This is a genomic window from Nocardiopsis sp. RV163, from assembly GCF_001029525.1.
GTDB classification, from domain to species: domain Bacteria; phylum Actinomycetota; class Actinomycetes; order Streptosporangiales; family Streptosporangiaceae; genus Nocardiopsis; species Nocardiopsis dassonvillei.
The window spans coordinates 1-17,734 of record NZ_LEKI01000023.1 but is presented as its reverse complement, the minus strand read 5'-3'; the positions used below and the strand labels follow the sequence as shown (position 1 = coordinate 17,734).

Here is a 17,734-nt window from a genome sequence, read left to right as displayed (position 1 = left end):
CGGCGGTCACGGGTGCGCGTCCCGGCCCGCACAGGGCAGGCGGGCGGGAGCGGGGCGGCGGAACCGGAGCGTCACGGCACCGTCCAGGCCCGCCGCTGCGCGCTCCGGGGGGGCGTCGACCCGGAACCCACTCGGTGTCGATGCGGCCCCGATCGCGACCAGGGCCTCAGCAGAGGTTCTCCACCAGGCCGGAGGCGATAGTCCGCCCCCCGGGCCGGGCGTCGACCAGTTCACCGTCCCGGACCACGACACGGCCTCCCACCAGGACCGTGCGGGGCCGACCGGTCATCTCCATCCCCTCGTAGGGGGTGTAGTCGGTGGCCATGTGCAGGTCCCGAGAGCGCACCGTCCATCGTGCGGCCGGATCCCACAGGACGATGTCGGCGTCCGACCCCGGCGACAACGCGCCCTTGCGGGGGTAGATCCCGTTGAGACGCGCGGGGTTGGCGGCGACCAGCTCCACGAAGCGGGTGACCGGCAGCCCCCGCCCCGCCACGTAGGACGAGTACACCACCGGAAGGCGGGTCTCGACCCCCGGCAGCCCGTTGGGCATGGCGCGTACGTCGTGGCGGTGCTCCTCCTTCTGCGCGGTGTCGTAGCAGCAGTGGTCGCTGCCCACCGTGGTGATCTCTCCGGTGAACAGGTGTCTGCCCAGGCCGTCGACGGCTTCTCGGGAGCGCAGCGGCGGACAGCAGACGAACCGCTCGGGGTGCTCGCCCGTGTAGGCGCCCTCGTCCAGCACGAGGTGGTGGGCGACCGCCTCGCTGTAGGCGCTCTGGCCCCGCCGCCGGGCCGCCGCCACCAGTTCGACGGCTTCGGCCGTCGACTGGTGGACGAAGTACACGGGCGCGCCGACAGCCTCGGCGATCGCCAGGACCTCGGCCACCGAGGCCGTCTCGGCGAGTTCCGGGCGGTTGGCCGCCATGTGTTCGGCCCCTGTCTCACCCCGTGCACCGCACACCTGCTGGGCCTCGCCGATGATGTGGTCGGCCTCGCAGTGGATCACCACCATGCCGCCGGTGCTGCGCATGGCCTTCATCGTTTTCAGGACCGTGTACTCGTCGGCCATGGTCTCGCCGCGGTAGGTGGTGAACATCTTGACCGTGTTGACCCCGAGTGCGGCCATCTCGTGTAGTTGGTCGGCCGTGGTCTCGTCCCACTCCACGACGCATCCGTGCAGCGCGCTGTCACACAGGCCCTCTACAGCGGCGGCCCGGCGCTCTCGCACCGCTTCCAGAGGGCCCTGCCCGGGACGGGGGATGGCGAAGTCCACGATGGTGGTGGTGCCGCCGAAGACCGCCGCGGTGGTGCACCGCGCGTAGTCGTCCAGTGAGGTGAACTCGCCCGAGGTGAACCCGACGTGGCAGTGCGGGTCGACTCCTCCCGGCATGACGAGGAGGCCGGTGGCGTCGACCTCCTCGGGACGGGACCCGTCCGGCACGGGGGTGCCGGGCGTGACGAGCCCTGCGATCCTGCCCTCGGCGACGAACACGTCGGCGTCGCCCCGCCAGTCGGCGTTGACGACCGTGCCTCCCCGAACCACCAGGTCGACGGCGCTCAAACCGCCCCCCTCCCGACCAGGTAGGCGCGCCAGCCGCCCTGCTCGCTGATGTCGCAGACCTCCGGCAGCGTCAGTGCGCTGGCCCGCATCCGCATCGCCAGCGAACCCGACCCGTCGGCCATCTCGATGACGCCCAACTCCAGTTCCTCGGGCTCCTCGGGAAGCAGCCGCTCACGCAGCTGGGCGTACTCCACCTCGTACAGCTCCCCCGGGACGGAGCGGCCGTCGCGCTCCACCGGGTGCAGACCGGGGAACTCGTCGCGTACCGAGTAGAAGCGGTAGTGCGGCGCGGTCCGCGCCGGCCCCAGGAAGCGGGCTCCCTCCAGGGCGTGGCTGATATCCCCGCCCGACATGGCCTGGCCGTTGACGAACATGCGGACTGTGGTCATCGCTTCTCCTCGTGGTGCTTCGGTGTGTGTACGGCGCCGCGACCGGCGGCCCGGGCGCGCTCCGCGGCCGGGTCGGGGACCGGCACGGCGTCGAGCAGGGCCCGGGTGTAGTGGTGGCGGGGCGAGGTGTAGACCTGTTGCCGGTCGCCCTGTTCGACCACGCGACCGGAGTTCATCACCGCCACACGCCCGCACAGGTGGTGGACCACGGCCAGGTCGTGGGCGATGAAGAGCAGGGACAGGCCGAGTTTCTCCCTCAGGTCGCCGAACAGGTTGAGGACCTGGGCCTGCACGGAGACGTCCAGCGACGCGACGGGCTCGTCACAGACGAGAAGGTCGGGGCCGACCGCCAGGGCCCTGGCGATGGCGATGCGTTGGCGCTGCCCCCCGGAGAAGGAGCGCGGGTAGCGGTCCAGGTGTTCGGATCCCATGCCCACCGTTTCCAGGAGCTCGACGGTCCGGTCCCTGCGGCGCGCCCGGTCGGGTTCGATGCCGTGCACGTGCATGCCCTCGCCGACCAGACCGGCCACGGTCATGCGCGGGTTGAGGGAGGAGTAGGGGTCCTGGAAGACCATCTGGACCCGGCGGCGGGTGGCGCGAAGCGCCCTCCCACGTGCCCGTGTGACGTCCTGACCCGCGATGAGGACCCGCCCGGAGTCGGGGCGCAGCAGGCCGGCCACGCAGCGCGCGGTCGTGGACTTGCCCGAGCCCGACTCGCCGACCAGCCCCAGCGCCTCTCCCCTGCGCACGGTGAAGGACACGTCGTCCACGGCGCGCGTGCCCGACCTTCCGGAGAAGGTCTTGACCAGGTTGCGGGCCTCCAGGAGAGGAGCCTCCTCAGCGGTGTTCACAGTTGTCCTCCCTCGGTTGACACGGCGACGGGGGCGGCCGCCGGGTCCGTGGCCGTGCCCAGCCTCCTGCCGGGCTGGTCGCCGATGCGTGGGACCGCGTCGAGCAGGGCCCGGGTGTAGGGGTGGCGGGGCGAGGTGTAGACCCCGTCCACGTCTCCCTCCTCCACCAGCCCGCCGTCGCGCATGACGGCGACACGCTGGGCGAATCCGGCGACGATGCCGAGGTCGTGGGTGATGAGCAGGACCGCCATGTCCCTCTCCCGGGCCAGTTCGCCCAGGAGACCGAGCACCTGGGCCTGGACGCGTACGTCCAGTGCCGTGGTGGGCTCGTCCGCGACCAGGACCTGCGGTTCGGCGATGACCGCGATGGCGATCACCACGCGTTGGCGCATGCCCCCGGAGAACTGGTGGGGGTAGTCGTCGAAGCGCCGCGCGGCGTCGGCCACACCGAGCCGTCCCAGGAGGTCGACGGCGCGCCGCCGGGCCTCGCGGCGCCCCACGCCCCGGATCCGCAGCGGCTGGGTGATCTGCCAGCCCACGGTCTTGACCGGGTTGAGCGAGGCGAGCGGGTCCTGGAAGACGAGTCCGGCGCGTGCGCCGCGTACGCGGCGCACCTCCCGGGCGCTCATCTCCAGGACGTCCTCGCCGTCGAGGAGGATGCGGCCGCTGGTCCTGGCCTCGGGGTCAAGGCGCAGAACCGCTCGGGCGGTGACGGACTTGCCGGAGCCGGACTCCCCGACCAGTGCGACCCTCTCGCCTCGGGAGACCGAGAGGTCGACCCCGCGTACCACCTCCTTGAGGCCGTCCGGTGTCGGGTAGGACACGGACAGGTCCTGGATCCGAAGCAGCGGCGTTGTCTGCGTGGGCTGTGCGCTCATCGGCGCCCTCCCGTTCTCAGGGTGGGGTCGGTGCGCACGCGCAGCCAGTCACCGACCAGGTTGAAGGCGATCGCGGTCAGCGCGATGGCCAGTCCGGGGAAGAGGACCGTCCACCACGCGGTGGTGGCCGTGTCGCGTGAGGCCGCGATCATCGCGCCCCATTCGGAGGCGGGGACCTGGGCTCCCACACCGACGAAGGACAGGCCGGAGACGACGAGCATGACGGCCGACACGTCGAGGGTGGTCTGGACGTAGAGCGCGCTCAGGGAGTTGGGCAGCACGTGGCGAAGGACCAGCCTGGTGCGTGAGACCCCCAGGACTCGCGCGGATTCGACGAACTCGGCGTCGCGTACCTCACGGACCAGTGTTCGCACCAGCCGGGCGTAGCCCGGCCACCAGGTGGCCGCCAGGGCGATCACCGCGGACTGGAGGCTGGGTCCCATCGCCGCGGCCAGCCCCAGGGCCACCACGATCGCGGGCAGGGACAGGCCCACGTCGCAGATTCGCATGAGGACCTCGTCGACGACCCGGCCTCCCAGCGCGGCCGCCGTACCTATCAGTGTGCCGATCACGGTGGCCGCGGCGATCACGGCGACGGTGGCCAGGAGCGTGGTCCGCCCGCCCGCGAGGATCCGGCTGAGGATGTCCCGGCCGTTGGCGTCGGTCCCCAACCAGTGTTCCGGGCCCGGTGGGGTGAGGGACTTGGACAGGTCCACGGCGTAGGGGTCCATGGGGGTCAGGTAGGGGCCCAGCAGGGCGAGGAGGACCATCAGACCGGCGACGCCCAGGGCGAGCCTGTCGACGACGGTGGTGTGCCCCTGCCTGTTCCCGCCCCTGCGGTTGAGGAGGTCGCGCAGTCCCGCGGAACGGACGGGGGCTGATGTCGTGGTGCTCATGTGCGCTCCCCTGCGAGGTCGAAGGTCTGCGCGGCGGGTTTCTCGGTGCCTGGCCGTTCGCGTCGCTTCCCCTTGCGCAGGCGGGGGTTGAGCCACAGTTGGAGCAGGTCGACGACGAAGTTGGCGAGGATGAAGACGACGCCGATGACCAGGACGGCGCCGATCACGGCGTACAGGTCGTTTTGCAGTACGGCGGTGACGGAGTAGGCGCCCACGCCCACGCGGCCGAAGATGGACTCCACCAGCACGGTGGATCCCAGCATCCAGCCGAGCTGCATGCCCAGGATGGTGCTGGTGGGCACCAGGGCGTTGCGCAGGCCGTGGGAGACGACCACGCGCCATTCCGAGGCGCCGGTCGCCCGTGCCAGGGTGATGTAGTCGGCGTCCAGGGCTCCGATCATGGTCGAGCGCAGCGTGCGTGTGACCACCGCGACGTAGGCGGCGGCGAGTGTGACCGCGGGCAGGACCAGGTGGCGGACCGCCTCGCCGAAGGTGGCCGGGTCCCCGGCCAGCAGTGCGTCGACGGTGGTCATCCCCGTCACCCGGGGAACTTCGCTGCCGAAACCCAGGTGCCCGGTGAGCGGGAACAGGCCCCAGCGCGCGGACAGGAAGGCCTGGAGGATCAGCCCCAGCCAGAAGACCGGGACGGCGGCGCCGAGCAGCGCGACCAGGCGTGCGGAGAGGTCGGCCCCCCTGCCCCTGCGGTAGGCGGAGATCACACCGAGCGGGAGCGCGACGACGACGTTGATCAGCATCGCGGCCAGGACGAGTTCCACCGACGAGGGGAGGACCTGGGCGATGTCGTCGATGACGGGGCGCTGGGTGAAGACCGAGGTCCCCAGGTCGCCCTGGGCCACACGGCCGACGTAGGAGACGTACTGCTCGTGGACCGGCTGGTCGAGGCCGAGGCGCTCGCGTGCGGCGTCGACCTGTTCCACGGTGGCGTTGCGGCCGGCCGCCGCACGCGCCGGGTCACCGGGCAGGACCTGGGTCATGAGGAACGTGACGGTGATGAGGCCGGCCAGGACCAGGATCATCATGCCCAGCCTCTGGGCGATGAACGAGAACACCGCGCCTCCCCTTCCGGGTGGTGGTTCTGTGGGGGTGGGGCGGCGACGGACCTGCCGACGCCGCCCTTGGCGGGCGTCAGCCCTTGGTGATGCCGTAGACGTCCACCGTCTGGTGGTGGGCCGGGTCGTAGGCGTAGCCCGAGACCCCCTCACCGATCACGGTGACGTACTGCGGGTTGGACAGGATCATGGCCGCGTAGTCCTCGGCGATGATGTTCTGGGCCTGGGTGTAGGCCTCGCACCTCTCATCGGGGTCGGTGCCGCTCTGGCCCGCCTCGACGAGTTCGTCGACCTCCCCGTCGGAGTAGCCGCCGAAGTTGAGCCCTCCGCCGATGTTGGCCGAGTGGAAGCTCTGGTAGAGCACGGCGTCGGCGTCCGGGAAGGCGGGGAAGGTGTAGATCATGCCCAGATCCGGGATGTCCTCCGGGTTCGAGGTGGTCTCGATGTACTGCGGATAGGTGATGGCCTGCAGGGTCAGGTCGATGCCCACGTCGGCGAGGTTGGACTGCAGGAGTGTGGCGGCCTGCTCCATCTCGGCCGTGGCCTCGAGGTAGGTCATGGTGAGCGACGTGCCCTCGAGCCCCTCCTCCTCGAGGATGGTCCGCGCGTGGTCGGGGTCGTAGGAGGGCTGCGGGACCCCGGCGTCGTGGCAGGGCATCCCGCTGGGAACGACCCCGCGGGCGAGCTCCCCGGAACCCTTCAGGATGCTTTCCAGGTGCTGTTCGTAGTCGTAGGAGTGGGCGACGGCCTCGCGCAGCGCCCTCTCCTCGGTCTCCCCCTTGCCGGTCATGTCGAAGAGGGCGTAGAGCTGGACGTTGGTGTCGGCCCGGTCGACGGTGAAGCCCTCGGTCTCCATGGCCTCCCAGTCCTGCGGGGAGATGTCCATCGCGATGTCGATCTCGCCCTGCCGGAGGGCGGTGGCCTGTGTGGAGGCCTCGGCGAGGTAGCGGAAGACGACGTTCCGCGCCTGCCCGTCGACCCCGCCCCAGTAGTCGGCGAAGAGCTCGTAGGTGGCCTCCTGGTTGGGGGTGTACCCGGTGAGGCTGTAGGGACCGGAGCCGGCGTCGTTGGAGGACAGCCACTCCTGTCCGTCGTCCTCGCCGGCGTTCTCCTCCACCAGGTCGGCGTTGAGCAGGTACACGCGGCTCAGCGCCGACATGAAGGGCGCGTAGGGCTCCGAGAGGGTGATGGTGAGGCCGGTCTCGCCGGACGCCTCGGCCGTCTCGTAGGAGGCCAGGAACGAGGCGACACCGATCTGCAGGCGCTTGATGCGGTCGAGGGTGTAGACGACGTCGTCGGCGGTGAGCGTGGAACCGTCGTGGAAGACCACGTCGTCGCGCAGGGTCATGTCGATGGTGGTGCCGTCCTCGGACACCGTCCACTCGGTGGCCACGGCGGGGGCGAGCTCGTTTCCGTCGAAGCGCACCAGGGTGTCGTAGGCCGGGCGCGCGACCTCGTTGACGGTGGAGTTGTCGGCCTGGACCGGGTCGAAGGTCGCCGGCGGCTCGTTCTCGGCGATGATCAGGGAGTCCGCCCTGGCCTCGGAGCCCGCTCCCTGGTCGCCCGTGCCGCAGGCGGCCAGCAGGAGAGAGGACGCGAGTACGATCGCACCGGCGGTGACGGTGTACGCGGTGGAACCTTCCGGGCGGTGTGTCAGCCGCCGGTCGGGCCTGCTGTGGATGAGTCGCACTGGGGTTTGCCTACCCTTCGTCTCGTGGCGGTCCTCCCGGACCGCCACGCGCCCCGGTGGTGCGCGCCTCGCGGGCGCGGCGTTCCGTTCGTGGGGCTTGGGCGATGATCGCGGTACAGCGCGGGGCGGGGCTCCCGCGTCCGTTCCACTGTGGGTTCGCCCGTGTGGAGGCGGCGGTCGTCCCCACACGGATGACTCATGGATCGGTCCGGACCGGGGTGGTCAGTGCCCGGGACCGGATCTGGCGTGCGCGGTCCGCTCGGCCGTGGGCTGCCATGTCCCGTCCCCGGCGACCAGCAGCCCGTAGTGTTCGCGTGCGGCCCGGGCCGTGACGTAACCGTTGAGCACGTCGGCGGCCACCGCCTCGGGGGCGCGTTCGAGGGGGTGCCCGTATCCGCCGCCTCCGGCGGTGCGGTTGGCGAAACGCTCGCCGCGCGCCATCCCCGCCCGGTACATGCCGACCCTCTTCTCCCGGTCCGTGCCGGGCCACAGGTCCATGTGGCTGGGCTCGGGCTCGTGGCCCCCGTACAGGGCCCAGGGCCGGGTCTTGCTCTTCTTCTTCATGGACAGGACCTCGCCGGGGGCCGTGTAGCGCACCACCCGCTCCACGCCCAGCCCGCCGCGGTGGCGTCCGGGCCCGCCGGAGTCGGGGATGAGTTCCACCTTCTCGTGGAAGAGCGCGGCCTTGTGTTCGAGAACCTCGACGGGTGTGTTGCGCACCGTGGTCTGCGAGGGGTGCTGCTGGGCCGTGCCCCCGTCGTGCGCGCGGGATGCTCCCCACCCGATGCCCTCGTTGTTGCTGACCACGTAGTCGCGGCCGGTGCGGGGGTCGTTGCCCAGGGCCATGAACCCCGGCTCGTCGCCGCCGCTGGAGGCGGGGAGGGTGTCGATGACCTGGGCCAGTGCCTTGTAGATCAACTCGAAGGCGACGATGGCGCTCCACTGGGTGAAGGTCGCCGACGGGTAGAGGGCGTGGAAGAAGTTGCCGGGGTCGGCGACGACCCTCAGCGGGCGGAAGTGGCCCGCGTTGGTCGCCTCCTCCTTGGTGGTCAGCCCCTTGAAGGCGGCCTTGGCCAGACCCAGGGTCGAGCCGATGGGCAGGTTCACGGGACCGGCGACGGTGCCGGAGGAGCCGTTGAAGTCGACCGTCATCTCGTCGCCGTCGATGGTGACCTCGACGGCGATGCGGATCAGGTCGTCGGTGACGTAGTCGTCGTCGACGTAGTCGACCGCGCTCCACGTCCCGTCCGGAAGTGCCGCGACGGCACGGCGGGCGACGCGTTCCCCGTGCTCGATGACCTGGTCGATGGCCTGCTCGACGGTCGGACCGCCGAACTTGTCCCATACCTGGCGCAGGCGCTCCTCACCCGTGCGCAGCGCGGCGAGCTGGGCGTGGAAGTCCCCGATGGTGGCGTCGGGCAACCGGGAGTTGAAGCGGATCAGCTCCAGGACATCCCGGATCACCTCTCCCCCGGAGACGATCTTGGTCCCCGGGAAGATGATGCCCTCCTGGTGCATGTCCGTGGAGTCCAGGACGTACCCGGCCTCCTTGGCGCCCAGGTCCATCCAGTGCGCCCGCACGGCGAGGTAGGCGGCCGGAGCCTCCCTTCCGTCCCGGAAGACGGGGGCGCACAGCATGGCGTCGTAGGAGTGGGCGCCGCTCCAGTAGGGATAGTTCATGAGGTAGACGTCGCCTGGCGCCATGCCTTCCTCACCCACGTACTCCACCAGCTTGACCAGGGCGTGGTCGTTGGCGCCCAGGAAGTGGGTGATGCCGGCCGCCTCGGCCATGAGCTGGCGCTTGGAGTCGTACAGGGAGATACCGAAGTCCAGGACGTCGTAGATGACCGGGTTGAAGGCCGACCGAACGAGGGTGCGGCGCATCTGCTCGGCGACGGAGTGGACGTAGTTGCGGATGACCTCGACTGTCGCACCGTCCAGCGGTGCTCTGGTGGCACTCACGAGTGCTCCTCCCGGGTGGATTCCTCCGCGCCGCCTGGGGCTGCGGTGACCAGCAGGTGGCCGTAGGTGTCGATGGTGAGGACCTGGTCCCCGAACAGCACGGTGGTGGCGGTCCCCTCCTCGACGATGGCCGGCCCGTCGACGCGTTGGCCGGGGGCCAGGTCCTCCCGCCGGTGGACGGAGAACTCCCTCATGGCCCCGGCCGCCAGGTCGAAGGCCTTGCGCGCACCGCAGGCCCTGGCCGGACCGTCGGCCGCCTCCTCGCGGGCGAGGGCGGGTTTGGGCAGCCGTCCCACCGCGCGCACCCGCAGGGTCATGACCTCGCAGGGCTCGTCCATGGCGTGCCCGTAGCGGGAACGGTGGAGTTCGTGGAAGCGGTCCCGCACGGCGGGGGCCCCGTCACTCGGTTCCAGGTCGATGCCCAGGGTGTGCTCCTGGCCCCGGTAGCGCACGTCCACCCTGCGCACCAGCCGGCCCTGTTCCTCGCGGATGCCCTGTTCGCGCAGCACCGAACGCGCCTGCTCCTCCAGGTCGGCGAAGGACGGCTCCAGCCCCGCCAGGTTCTCCTCGTCGAGGGGGCGCAGGACCGTGCTGGAGAACTCGTACTCCAGGTCCGACATCAACATGCCGAAGGCGGAGAAGGCCGCCGGTACGCGCGGCACGACCGTCGTGGCGATGCCCATCTCGCGGGCCAGCATGGGGCCGAGCATGGGCCCGGCCCCGCCGAAGGCGAGCAGGGTGAACTCGCGCGGGTCCAGACCGCGTTCCACCGTGATCTCCCGCAGCGCCCCGACCGAACGGGCCATCATGACCCGGAAGACACTCGCGGCCGCCTCCGCGGTGTCCACGCCCAGGGGCCCGGCGATCCGGTCGCGGACGGCGTCGGCAGCCGCCGCGCCGTCGACGTTCATCCTGCCGCCCAGGAACTCGCGGGCGTCGAGGTAGCCCAGGGTCAGGGCCGCGTCGGTGACGGTGGGTTCGGTTCCGCCCTGACCGTAGGCGACCGGTCCGGGCACGGCCCCCGCACTGTGCGGGCCCACCCGGAGCAGTCCGTCGTCGACCCAGGCTATGGAGCCGCCGCCGGCCCCGATGGTGCGCAGATCGAAGATGGGGATGAGCAGGGGGAAACCGTCGATGCTCGCCTCGTGGACCTCGCTGGGCTCGCCGTCGACGATCACGCACGAGTCGATGCTGGTACCGCCCACGTCGAAGGACAGCAGGTGCTCGATTCCCAGCTCCGAGGCGAGGTAGCCGGCCCCCACCACGCCCCCGGCCGGCCCTGACAGGACCGTGGTCAGGGGCGCGGTCCGGGCGAGGTCGGCGGTCATCGCCCCGCCTCCCGAACGCATGATGTGCAGCGGGTCGGCCAGTCCCTTCTCCCGCAGACGCGACTCCAGCACACTGATGTAGTCGTTGAGGACGGGGCGGATGTAGGCGTCCATGACCGCGGTGCTGGTGCGCTCGTACTCCCGGTACTCGCGAGTGATGTCCGTGGACAGCGACACCGACACGTGCGGGAATGCCTCCCTGAGGACGGCGCCCGCCCTCTGCTCGTGCTCGGGGTTGGCGTAGGAGTGGAGGAAGCACACGGCGATGGAGCCCAGTCCGTGCTCCTCGACCAGGATCCTTCCCGCCTCGCGCACCGCTTCGTCGTCGAACTCGGCGACCACCCGCCCCTGGGCGTCGACGCGGCCGGGGACCCCGAGGCGGTGCCGCCGGGGCACCAGGACCGGCGGTGGAGCGTAGGAGAAGTCGTACATGTGCTCAGTCGGGATGGCCGCCCGGGCGATCTCGAACAGGTCCCGGAAACCCTCGTTGGTGATGATGCCGACGTCGGCCCCCCGCCTTTGGAGGATGGCGTTCAGCCCGAGGGTGGTCCCGTGCACGAAGGCGGACACCCGGGCCAGGTCACCGGCCAGCCCCGAGACGGCCTCCAACACGCCGGCCGCGGGTTCGGAGGGGGTGGTGGAGGACTTGTTGAGGCTGACCACCCCCGTGGTCTCGTCGTAGGCGAGGGCGTCGACGAATGTGCCGCCGATGTCCACCGCCAGGCGCAACGGGCGCTTGTCGCTCTCGGTCACTTGCTGCCTCCTGCGGACGTTCGGGGAAGGTCGTCGCGCACGATCCCGCCGCCCTGGACGACCAGGGGGATGTCGTGGAGCGCGGCGACGTCGGAGGTGGGGTCGGCGTCGACCGCGATGAGGTCGGCGGCGTACCCCTGCTCGACCCGGCCGATCCGGTCGTCGAGGTTGACCAGGCGGGCGGCGTTGACGGTCGCGGCCTGGAGGGCCTCCAGCGGGGAGAGGCCGGCGTCGGTGAGGAACTGCATCTCCCGCACCTGCGTGACCGTGCCGTCCATGGGTTCGCCCGGAGGGTAGTCGGTGCCGGTCACGATGGTGATGCCCGGGGACTCGGGGTCGGCGGGGTCGGTGCGCCGCGCCTTGGCCGCCCGCCGGATGCTCTCCAGGTGCTGGGGGCCCACCCGCGTGGCGAGTTCGATCTGCCACTCGGTGAAGTCGTGCGCCCGCATCCAGTCCGGGCACCGTGTCACCGTGAGGGTGGGGGTGAGGAAGGACCGGCGCCGGGCCATCTCCGCCACCGTGGCGTCGTCGAGGTCGTATCCGTGCTCGAACCCGCGGACACCGCACGAGAGGGCCTCCCTGATGGCACCGGACCCCCCTGCGTGGGCCACGACGTAGGTACCGTTCTCCTGGGCGGCGCGCACCGCCGCGCGCATCTCCTCCTTGGAGGTCTGGGAGCTGTTGAAGGTCTCCCCCAGGTGGGCGATGCCGCCCGTGATGAAGATCTTGATGTGGTCGGCGCCGGCGTCCAGTTCGAGGCGGGCGGCCTTGAGGAACTCGTCGTGTCCGTCGGCGAAGACGCTCAGGCCGCCCTTGCCGTGTCCTCCGGTGGTGGAGATCGCCTGGCCGCCGCCCACGATGCGCGGAGCGGGGGCCCACCCCTTGGCGGCCGCGTCCCTCAGGAGGAGGTCGGCGCGGTTCTGCTCACCGAGGGTCCGCACGGTGGTGACACCGGCGTGGAGGGCGTCCTTGGCCCGTGCCGCGGCGCGCATGACGGTCGTCGCGGGGTTCTCCCCGTAGTCGGCCGCGTCGAAGGGGTACAGGACCGACAGGTGGGTGTGCACCGAGATCAGGCCCGGCACCAGGTAGCGGCCGTCCAGGCCGAGGGCCTCGGCGCCCGTGGGCGGCGGGTCCGCGGTGACCCGCGCGATCCGGCCGTCGCGGAGTTCGACGCTGCGGTCACGGGCGACGGAGCCGGTGATGACGTCGACCACGTGGGCCCCGGTCAGCCACAGTGACTGTTCTGTTCCTGCCTGTCCTGGACCTGGGCGGGGACGGTTGTGGTTCAACACGGTGCGGTTCCCTTCTCTGTGTGCACGGAGGTCGTGCGGTGGGTGCTGCCGCCGGTGGCCGTCAGCCGGTCGGGGGCGAAGGACGAGACGTCGATCCGGGTGGGCTCTCCCCGGACCATGCGGCTCAGCGTCTCCCCCCACAGGGGGGCGAAGGTGAAGGCGTAGGTGCCGCCCGCCACGTAGAGGCCGTCCTGTCCGGGCACCGGCCCGATCACCGGCATCTCGTCGGGAGTGGCGGCGAGCGGGCCGGCCCACATGCGCAACAGGCGCGTCCCGGACAGGAAGGGGAGGATGCGGGTCGCCTGGGCCAGGTTGCCCGCGAGGCTCTCCACACTGGAGGTGCTGCGTCCCCGGAGGTTCATGCCGAGAGCGGGCCAGCCTCCTCCGACGAGGAGGTTTCCGGCGGTGACCTGCTTGACGGACATGCCCTCGCCGATGTGCTGCACGAGGTGGTGCAGCACGGGCCGTTCCCGGGCTGTGACGTGCATCTGGATGGCGACGGGGGCCATCCGCATGTCCACACCCGCCAGGGCGCACACCTCGCTGATCCATGGGCCGGCGGTGTTGACGACCACCGGGGTGTCGTGGTGGCCGTCGGGGGTGTGCACCCTCCACCCGGGACCCCGGCGTTCCAGGCCGGTGACGGGGGCGAAGGCCCTGATCCGCGTTCCCAGGCGAACGGCGGCGGCCAGGTAGGCGGGCGCGGCCTTGAGCGGGTTGGCGTAGCCGTCGTGGGGGCACCACGTCGCGGCCGTGACCGTCGGACCGAGAAGCGGGAGCGCGGCGCGGGCCGCGTCGCCGTCCAGGAGTTCCGTGTCCAGGCCGGCACGCTGTTCCCAGACGTGCTTGGTGCGCAGTTCCTCTCGCTGTTCGGGTGTCTCGGCCACCATGAAACCGCCGTTCCTGCGCACCTCCAGATCCGCTTCGAGGCGGTGCTCCGCCTCGGCCCAGAGGGTGTCCGCGGCCTTCTGGGCGGGGAGCAGGCCCTCGCTGTCCAGGGGGACCTCCTGACCGGGACGGCGCGTGTGGACAGCCTGGATGTGGAGGTTGCCGGCGGTGGTGCCCGATCCCTCACGGTTGGGGGCTCCCCGTTCCAGGACGAGCACGGACATCCCTGTCTGCGCGAGTTCGAATGCTGTGGCGGCGCCGAGGACCCCGGCACCGACGACCACCGCGTCGAAGGTGCTCACAGGTCCTCCCGGGGGGAGTCGGCGGCCCCCAGGACCGCGGTGACGGGAAGGGGGCGCAGCGGCGTCCTGGCCGGAACCGTTCCGGTCCCCGGCCCGCCCGGGTGCAGCGCCTCCAGGGCCGGTCCGCACTCGCGCGCCTGGCACAGCCCCATCCCAGCCCGGGTGCCGCCCTTGATCGCGGGCACGTCGGACCCGCCGGGTGCGGAGGCCGCCTCGCGCAGGGTGCGGGCGGTGACGCACTCGCACCGGCACACGAGCGTGTGCCCGGGTAGCCCGCGGGTGAGGGCGGGGACCAGATCCGCCGGTGACGGGTACAGGGCCGAGGTCAGCCTGGTGAAGCGCGTCAGCGACGCCATCCGCACGGCCACCGTCCTGCGGGTTCGGTGGTCGATGACGCGGCCGCACCCAGCGAGGATGTCCAGCGCCGCGGCCCGGCCCCGGGCCCCGGCGGCGGGCGCCCCCGCAATGCCCGCCGCCTCACCGACGACGTACACGTGGGGAACGGAACTGCGCCCCACCGGGGTGAGCCTGGGGAGGGTGTCCCCCGTCGCCGGGTCGCGTCGCATGGAGCACCCGAAGAGCTGTGGCAGATCGGCCTGGGGGCGGAACCCGTAGCCGACGCAGAGGACGTCGACCTCGTGCCGGGCGACCACACGGCCGGGGTCGGAGAACCTGACCAGGGTCGCCGACCGCACGCGGTCGTCGCCGTGCGCCTCCGCGACGACGGTGTCCTGGTGCACCCGCACGCCGTGGCGTGCCAGCCGCGCGAAGTAGGAGGCCAGTTCGACCAGGCGGGAGGGGAAGCGCAGGGCGCCCAGGGCGGCGACGGCGGGCGCGTAGGGCCGACCGGCCTCCGCGACGGCGGCGACACGCACCCCCCGTTCGATGAGGGCGCAGGCCACCGGCAGGAGGAAGGGGCCCGAGCCCGCGACGACGGCGCGCCTCCCCAGCCGGACGCCCTCGGCGGACATGTGCTGGGCCAGGCCCGGGGTGACGACACCAGGAAGCTGCCACCCGGGGAAGGGGACGGATCTTTCGTAGGCCCCGGTCGCCGCGACGATCCAGTCCGCCCGCACCCGCACTGGGGTGCCGTCGGGTCCGGCCGCCAGAAGGGTACGGCGGTCGTCGCCCACCCCCCAGACCGTGTGCCCGGCGAGCAGGCGCACGCCCGAGTCGAGCACACGGGAGATGAGGTCCGTCCCTTCGGGCCGGTGGTCGCCCACCGCGCGCAGGACCTCTGCGCCGGGGCGGCGGTAGTACTGCCCTCCCGGTTCGGGCTGCTCGTCCAGCAGCAGGACGTCGAGCCCTCCACGGGCGAGTTCGAGCGCCGCCGCGAGCCCGGCGGGGCCCGCTCCGACCACGGCGGCCTGGGCCGTGTGGACGGACCGCGGTCCGGTCCTCGCGCTCATGCCTCCTCCTTTCCGGCGGTTTCGGTGTCGATGCGCATGCCCGCACGCACCCGTTCCAGGCACGCCCTGACGTGGGTGCGCTCGTCCACGGTCACCTCGCACTCCAGGCACACGCCCATACCGCAGTAGGGACCGCGGCCCTGGCCGGAGACCTGGTTGACGCGGAAGTTCCAGTGCCCCTGTTCCAGGAGCGCCGCGGCCACGCTGGTCCCGGAGCGGACCAGGACCGTGTGCCCGTCCAGCGTCACCGGCACCCTCGGTGCCGCGTCGGCCGTCACCGGGCACCGCCGGGCGAGAGGAGTCCCGCACCGACGAGCGCGTCGCGCACGCGCTCCAGATCCTCGGTGGAGGTCACCGGCAGGAGGGGTGGCCGCACGGTGCCGCCGGGCTGGCCGAGCATGGCCATGGCCGCCTTGAGCTGGGAGATCGGGGAGGCGATCCGCCCGCTGTACTCCGGCGTGATCAGCGCGGAGGACAGGGTGGCGTAGCGGTCGGTCCACTCGGCCGCCCTGTCCATGTCCCCGTCGAACACCGCTTCGTAGGCGGGCACGGCGTAGGGCGCGCCGAGACCGCCGCCGTCGATGTTGCCGTCGCCCCCCAGCCCGCCGAGGATCGCCAGCCCCCTCCGGTGGAGGAAGCTGCCGAAGACACGCACCCGGTCGCCGACGGACTCGACCGTGGCGAGCATGCGCATCCAGTCACCGGTGCTGTCCTTGAAGGCGACGACGTTCTCCAGGTCGCAGAGACGGCGTACCAGGCCCTGGTCGGCTGCCATGTCGACGGAGACGCCGCGGGGCCAGTTGTAGACCATGAACGGCAGGCCGGTGGCCCCGGAGACCTCCGTGTAGAAGGCGAGGAGCTCGTCGGCGGTGGGATGCGCGTAGGGCGGAGGGGTGGCTAGTACGCCGTCCGCTCCGATGTCGGAGGCGTGCCGGGCCAGGGACGCCGCCTCTCCCGGCGTGTAGGCGCTGACACCCACGACGACGGGAAAGCGTCCGGCGACCGCGGCGACCGCGGTCGCCGCGACGCGTTCGCGTTCCTGCCGGCTCTGGCTGAACCACTCACCGGTGCTTCCGTTGACCAGGACCCCGTGGACTCCTTGGTCGGCGTAGTGCCCGAGCAGGCTCGTCCAGCATCGCTCGTCGAAGGCGCCGTCGGCGTCGAAGGGCGTGGGCGCCGCGGGCCAGTACCCCCGCCAGTTCACATCCGTGCGGTCCATGCATGCCTCTTCCGGCCTGAGGATGCCGAAGCATCCCAGGTCATCCGTTTGGGATCGGTTGCATTATGATTCGCACCACACCCCGGGAAAGTCAAGAGATCCCCAGGAAGTTCACCTGCAGTAACGCCGCAGACCCACGCCTGTAGCTTTGCCCTCGCTAGACCCTGGGCTAGGATGAACGCAACCGATCCCATCAACGTGCACGGCGAGGGAGAAGATGGCGGTCACACTCAAGGACGTGGCCTCGGCCGCGGGGGTGTCGCGAAGCACCGCGTCCCGAGCCCTGAGCGGGTCGGAGCTGATCTCGGAGGAGACGCGCTCCATGGTGGAGAGCGCGGCACGCAGGCTGGGTTACCGCCCCAACCGGGCTGCCAGCGCGCTGCGCTCCCGCCAGTCGCGCCTGATCGGCCTGGTGATGAACAACCTCATCAACGCCTCGTTCCACACGATCGCCGACGTGGTGCAGCACAGGGCCTCGGCCGAGGGTTACCAGGTCCTCCTGTGCATCACCGACGCCGATCCGGACAAGGAGCGTTCGGTGCTGCGCATGCTCTCCGAACACAACGTGGACGGCGTCGTGATCATCGGCACCGGCCAGAACTCCGACCTGCGCGACGACCTGATGGACGCGGGGACGGGAGTGGTCAACGTGATCCGCGGCGCGGAGGGGGGCAGGGCCCCTTCGGTCCTCGCCTCCGACCGGGAGGGTGCCTACGCGGCCACGCGCCACCTGCTGGAACTGGGGCACACCAGCATCGGTTACGTGGGCGGCCTGGCCTCGGCCAACTCCGGCCGTGAGCGCTTCGCCGGCTACGAGCAGGCGCTGCGCGACCACGGCCGCGGAGTGGATCCGCAGATGGTCGAGCGCGGCCCCTTCTCACCGGCCTTCGGCGCCGAGGGGACGCGTGCGCTCCTGGACCGCAGACCGGACATGACCGCCCTGTTCGCCGCCAACCACGAGGCCGTCTTCGGAGTCCTGCCGACCCTCGTCAGCCGGGGTGTACGTCTTCCGGAGGACCTCTCCCTGGTCTGCCACGAGGACATCAGCTGGCTGCGCAGTTGGCAGCCAGCCGTGACAGTGGTCGACAACGGAGCGGACGAACTCGGGCACCTGTGCTTCGATCTCCTCCTCCGCCAGATGCGCGAATCCCCCGATTCAGGACAGGGGCCGGGCCGGGTCTACCGTGTCGAAGCCGCTCTGATCGAGCGCGCCTCCTGTGCTCCGCCCCGGACCTCCCCCGCCTCC

Annotated in this window: 15 protein-coding genes; 1 reads left to right on the top strand and 14 read right to left on the bottom strand. The window is 71.4% G+C overall.

Going from position 1 to position 17,734, the window contains the following annotated elements; genetic code table 11:
• Window positions 1-166: 166 nt before the first annotated feature.
• From hydA to ABD54_RS06765, 14 genes are all read right to left on the bottom strand, one after another.
• On the bottom strand, window positions 167-1,561 hold the full coding sequence (gene hydA, locus ABD54_RS06830) for a dihydropyrimidinase (RefSeq protein ID WP_082166717.1): 1,395 nt from the start codon (window positions 1,559-1,561) through the stop codon (window positions 167-169).
• Window positions 1,558-1,950, bottom strand: coding sequence for a gamma-glutamylcyclotransferase (locus ABD54_RS06825; protein WP_047868561.1), 393 nt, complete (start codon window positions 1,948-1,950; stop codon window positions 1,558-1,560). The genes hydA and ABD54_RS06825 overlap by 4 nt, the downstream gene beginning before the upstream one ends.
• A complete protein-coding gene (locus ABD54_RS27785; protein WP_047868560.1) occupies window positions 1,947-2,801 on the bottom strand; it encodes an ATP-binding cassette domain-containing protein in 855 nt (284 codons plus the stop codon). The genes ABD54_RS06825 and ABD54_RS27785 overlap by 4 nt, the downstream gene beginning before the upstream one ends.
• On the bottom strand, window positions 2,798-3,679 hold the full coding sequence (locus tag ABD54_RS27780) for an ABC transporter ATP-binding protein (protein WP_047868559.1): 882 nt from the start codon (window positions 3,677-3,679) through the stop codon (window positions 2,798-2,800). The genes ABD54_RS27785 and ABD54_RS27780 overlap by 4 nt, the downstream gene beginning before the upstream one ends.
• Complete coding sequence (locus ABD54_RS06810) at window positions 3,676-4,575, bottom strand: ABC transporter permease (protein ID WP_047868558.1); 900 nt, start codon at window positions 4,573-4,575, stop codon at window positions 3,676-3,678. Before ABD54_RS06810 ends, ABD54_RS27780 begins: the two co-directional genes overlap by 4 nt.
• Complete coding sequence (locus tag ABD54_RS06805; RefSeq protein ID WP_053063550.1) at window positions 4,572-5,645, bottom strand: ABC transporter permease; 1,074 nt, start codon at window positions 5,643-5,645, stop codon at window positions 4,572-4,574. Before ABD54_RS06805 ends, ABD54_RS06810 begins: the two co-directional genes overlap by 4 nt.
• A 76-nt stretch (window positions 5,646-5,721) precedes the next feature.
• A complete protein-coding gene (locus ABD54_RS06800) occupies window positions 5,722-7,335 on the bottom strand; it encodes an ABC transporter substrate-binding protein (RefSeq protein ID WP_047868557.1) in 1,614 nt (537 codons plus the stop codon).
• Between the two features lie 222 nt (window positions 7,336-7,557).
• Complete coding sequence (locus ABD54_RS06795) at window positions 7,558-9,297, bottom strand: hydantoinase B/oxoprolinase family protein (protein WP_047868556.1); 1,740 nt, start codon at window positions 9,295-9,297, stop codon at window positions 7,558-7,560.
• The gene (locus tag ABD54_RS06790) at window positions 9,294-11,378 is read right to left on the bottom strand and encodes a hydantoinase/oxoprolinase family protein (protein WP_047868555.1); all 2,085 of its coding nucleotides are present in this window, start codon (window positions 11,376-11,378) and stop codon (window positions 9,294-9,296) included. Before ABD54_RS06790 ends, ABD54_RS06795 begins: the two co-directional genes overlap by 4 nt.
• Window positions 11,375-12,670 carry an amidohydrolase family protein gene (locus tag ABD54_RS06785; RefSeq protein WP_160313076.1) on the bottom strand — a complete coding sequence of 432 codons (1,296 nt, stop codon included), beginning with the start codon at window positions 12,668-12,670 and terminating at the stop codon, window positions 11,375-11,377. The genes ABD54_RS06790 and ABD54_RS06785 overlap by 4 nt, the downstream gene beginning before the upstream one ends.
• Window positions 12,664-13,860 (bottom strand): FAD-binding oxidoreductase, encoded by a 1,197-nt coding sequence (locus tag ABD54_RS06780; protein ID WP_082166715.1) that lies wholly within the window; start codon window positions 13,858-13,860, stop codon window positions 12,664-12,666. The genes ABD54_RS06785 and ABD54_RS06780 overlap by 7 nt, the downstream gene beginning before the upstream one ends.
• Window positions 13,857-15,269: an NAD(P)/FAD-dependent oxidoreductase gene (locus tag ABD54_RS06775; protein WP_047868554.1), complete on the bottom strand. Its 1,413-nt coding sequence runs from the start codon at window positions 15,267-15,269 to the stop codon at window positions 13,857-13,859. The genes ABD54_RS06780 and ABD54_RS06775 overlap by 4 nt, the downstream gene beginning before the upstream one ends.
• Window positions 15,266-15,547, bottom strand: coding sequence for a (2Fe-2S)-binding protein (locus tag ABD54_RS06770; RefSeq protein WP_047868553.1), 282 nt, complete (start codon window positions 15,545-15,547; stop codon window positions 15,266-15,268). Before ABD54_RS06770 ends, ABD54_RS06775 begins: the two co-directional genes overlap by 4 nt.
• On the bottom strand, window positions 15,544-16,488 hold the full coding sequence (locus tag ABD54_RS06765) for a dihydrodipicolinate synthase family protein (protein WP_047868552.1): 945 nt from the start codon (window positions 16,486-16,488) through the stop codon (window positions 15,544-15,546). Before ABD54_RS06765 ends, ABD54_RS06770 begins: the two co-directional genes overlap by 4 nt.
• A gap of 217 nt (window positions 16,489-16,705) precedes the next feature.
• Here ABD54_RS06765 and ABD54_RS06760 point away from each other — a divergent pair.
• Window positions 16,706-17,734: LacI family DNA-binding transcriptional regulator (locus tag ABD54_RS06760; RefSeq protein ID WP_047868551.1), on the top strand; the 1,029-nt coding region annotated here is incomplete at its 3' end.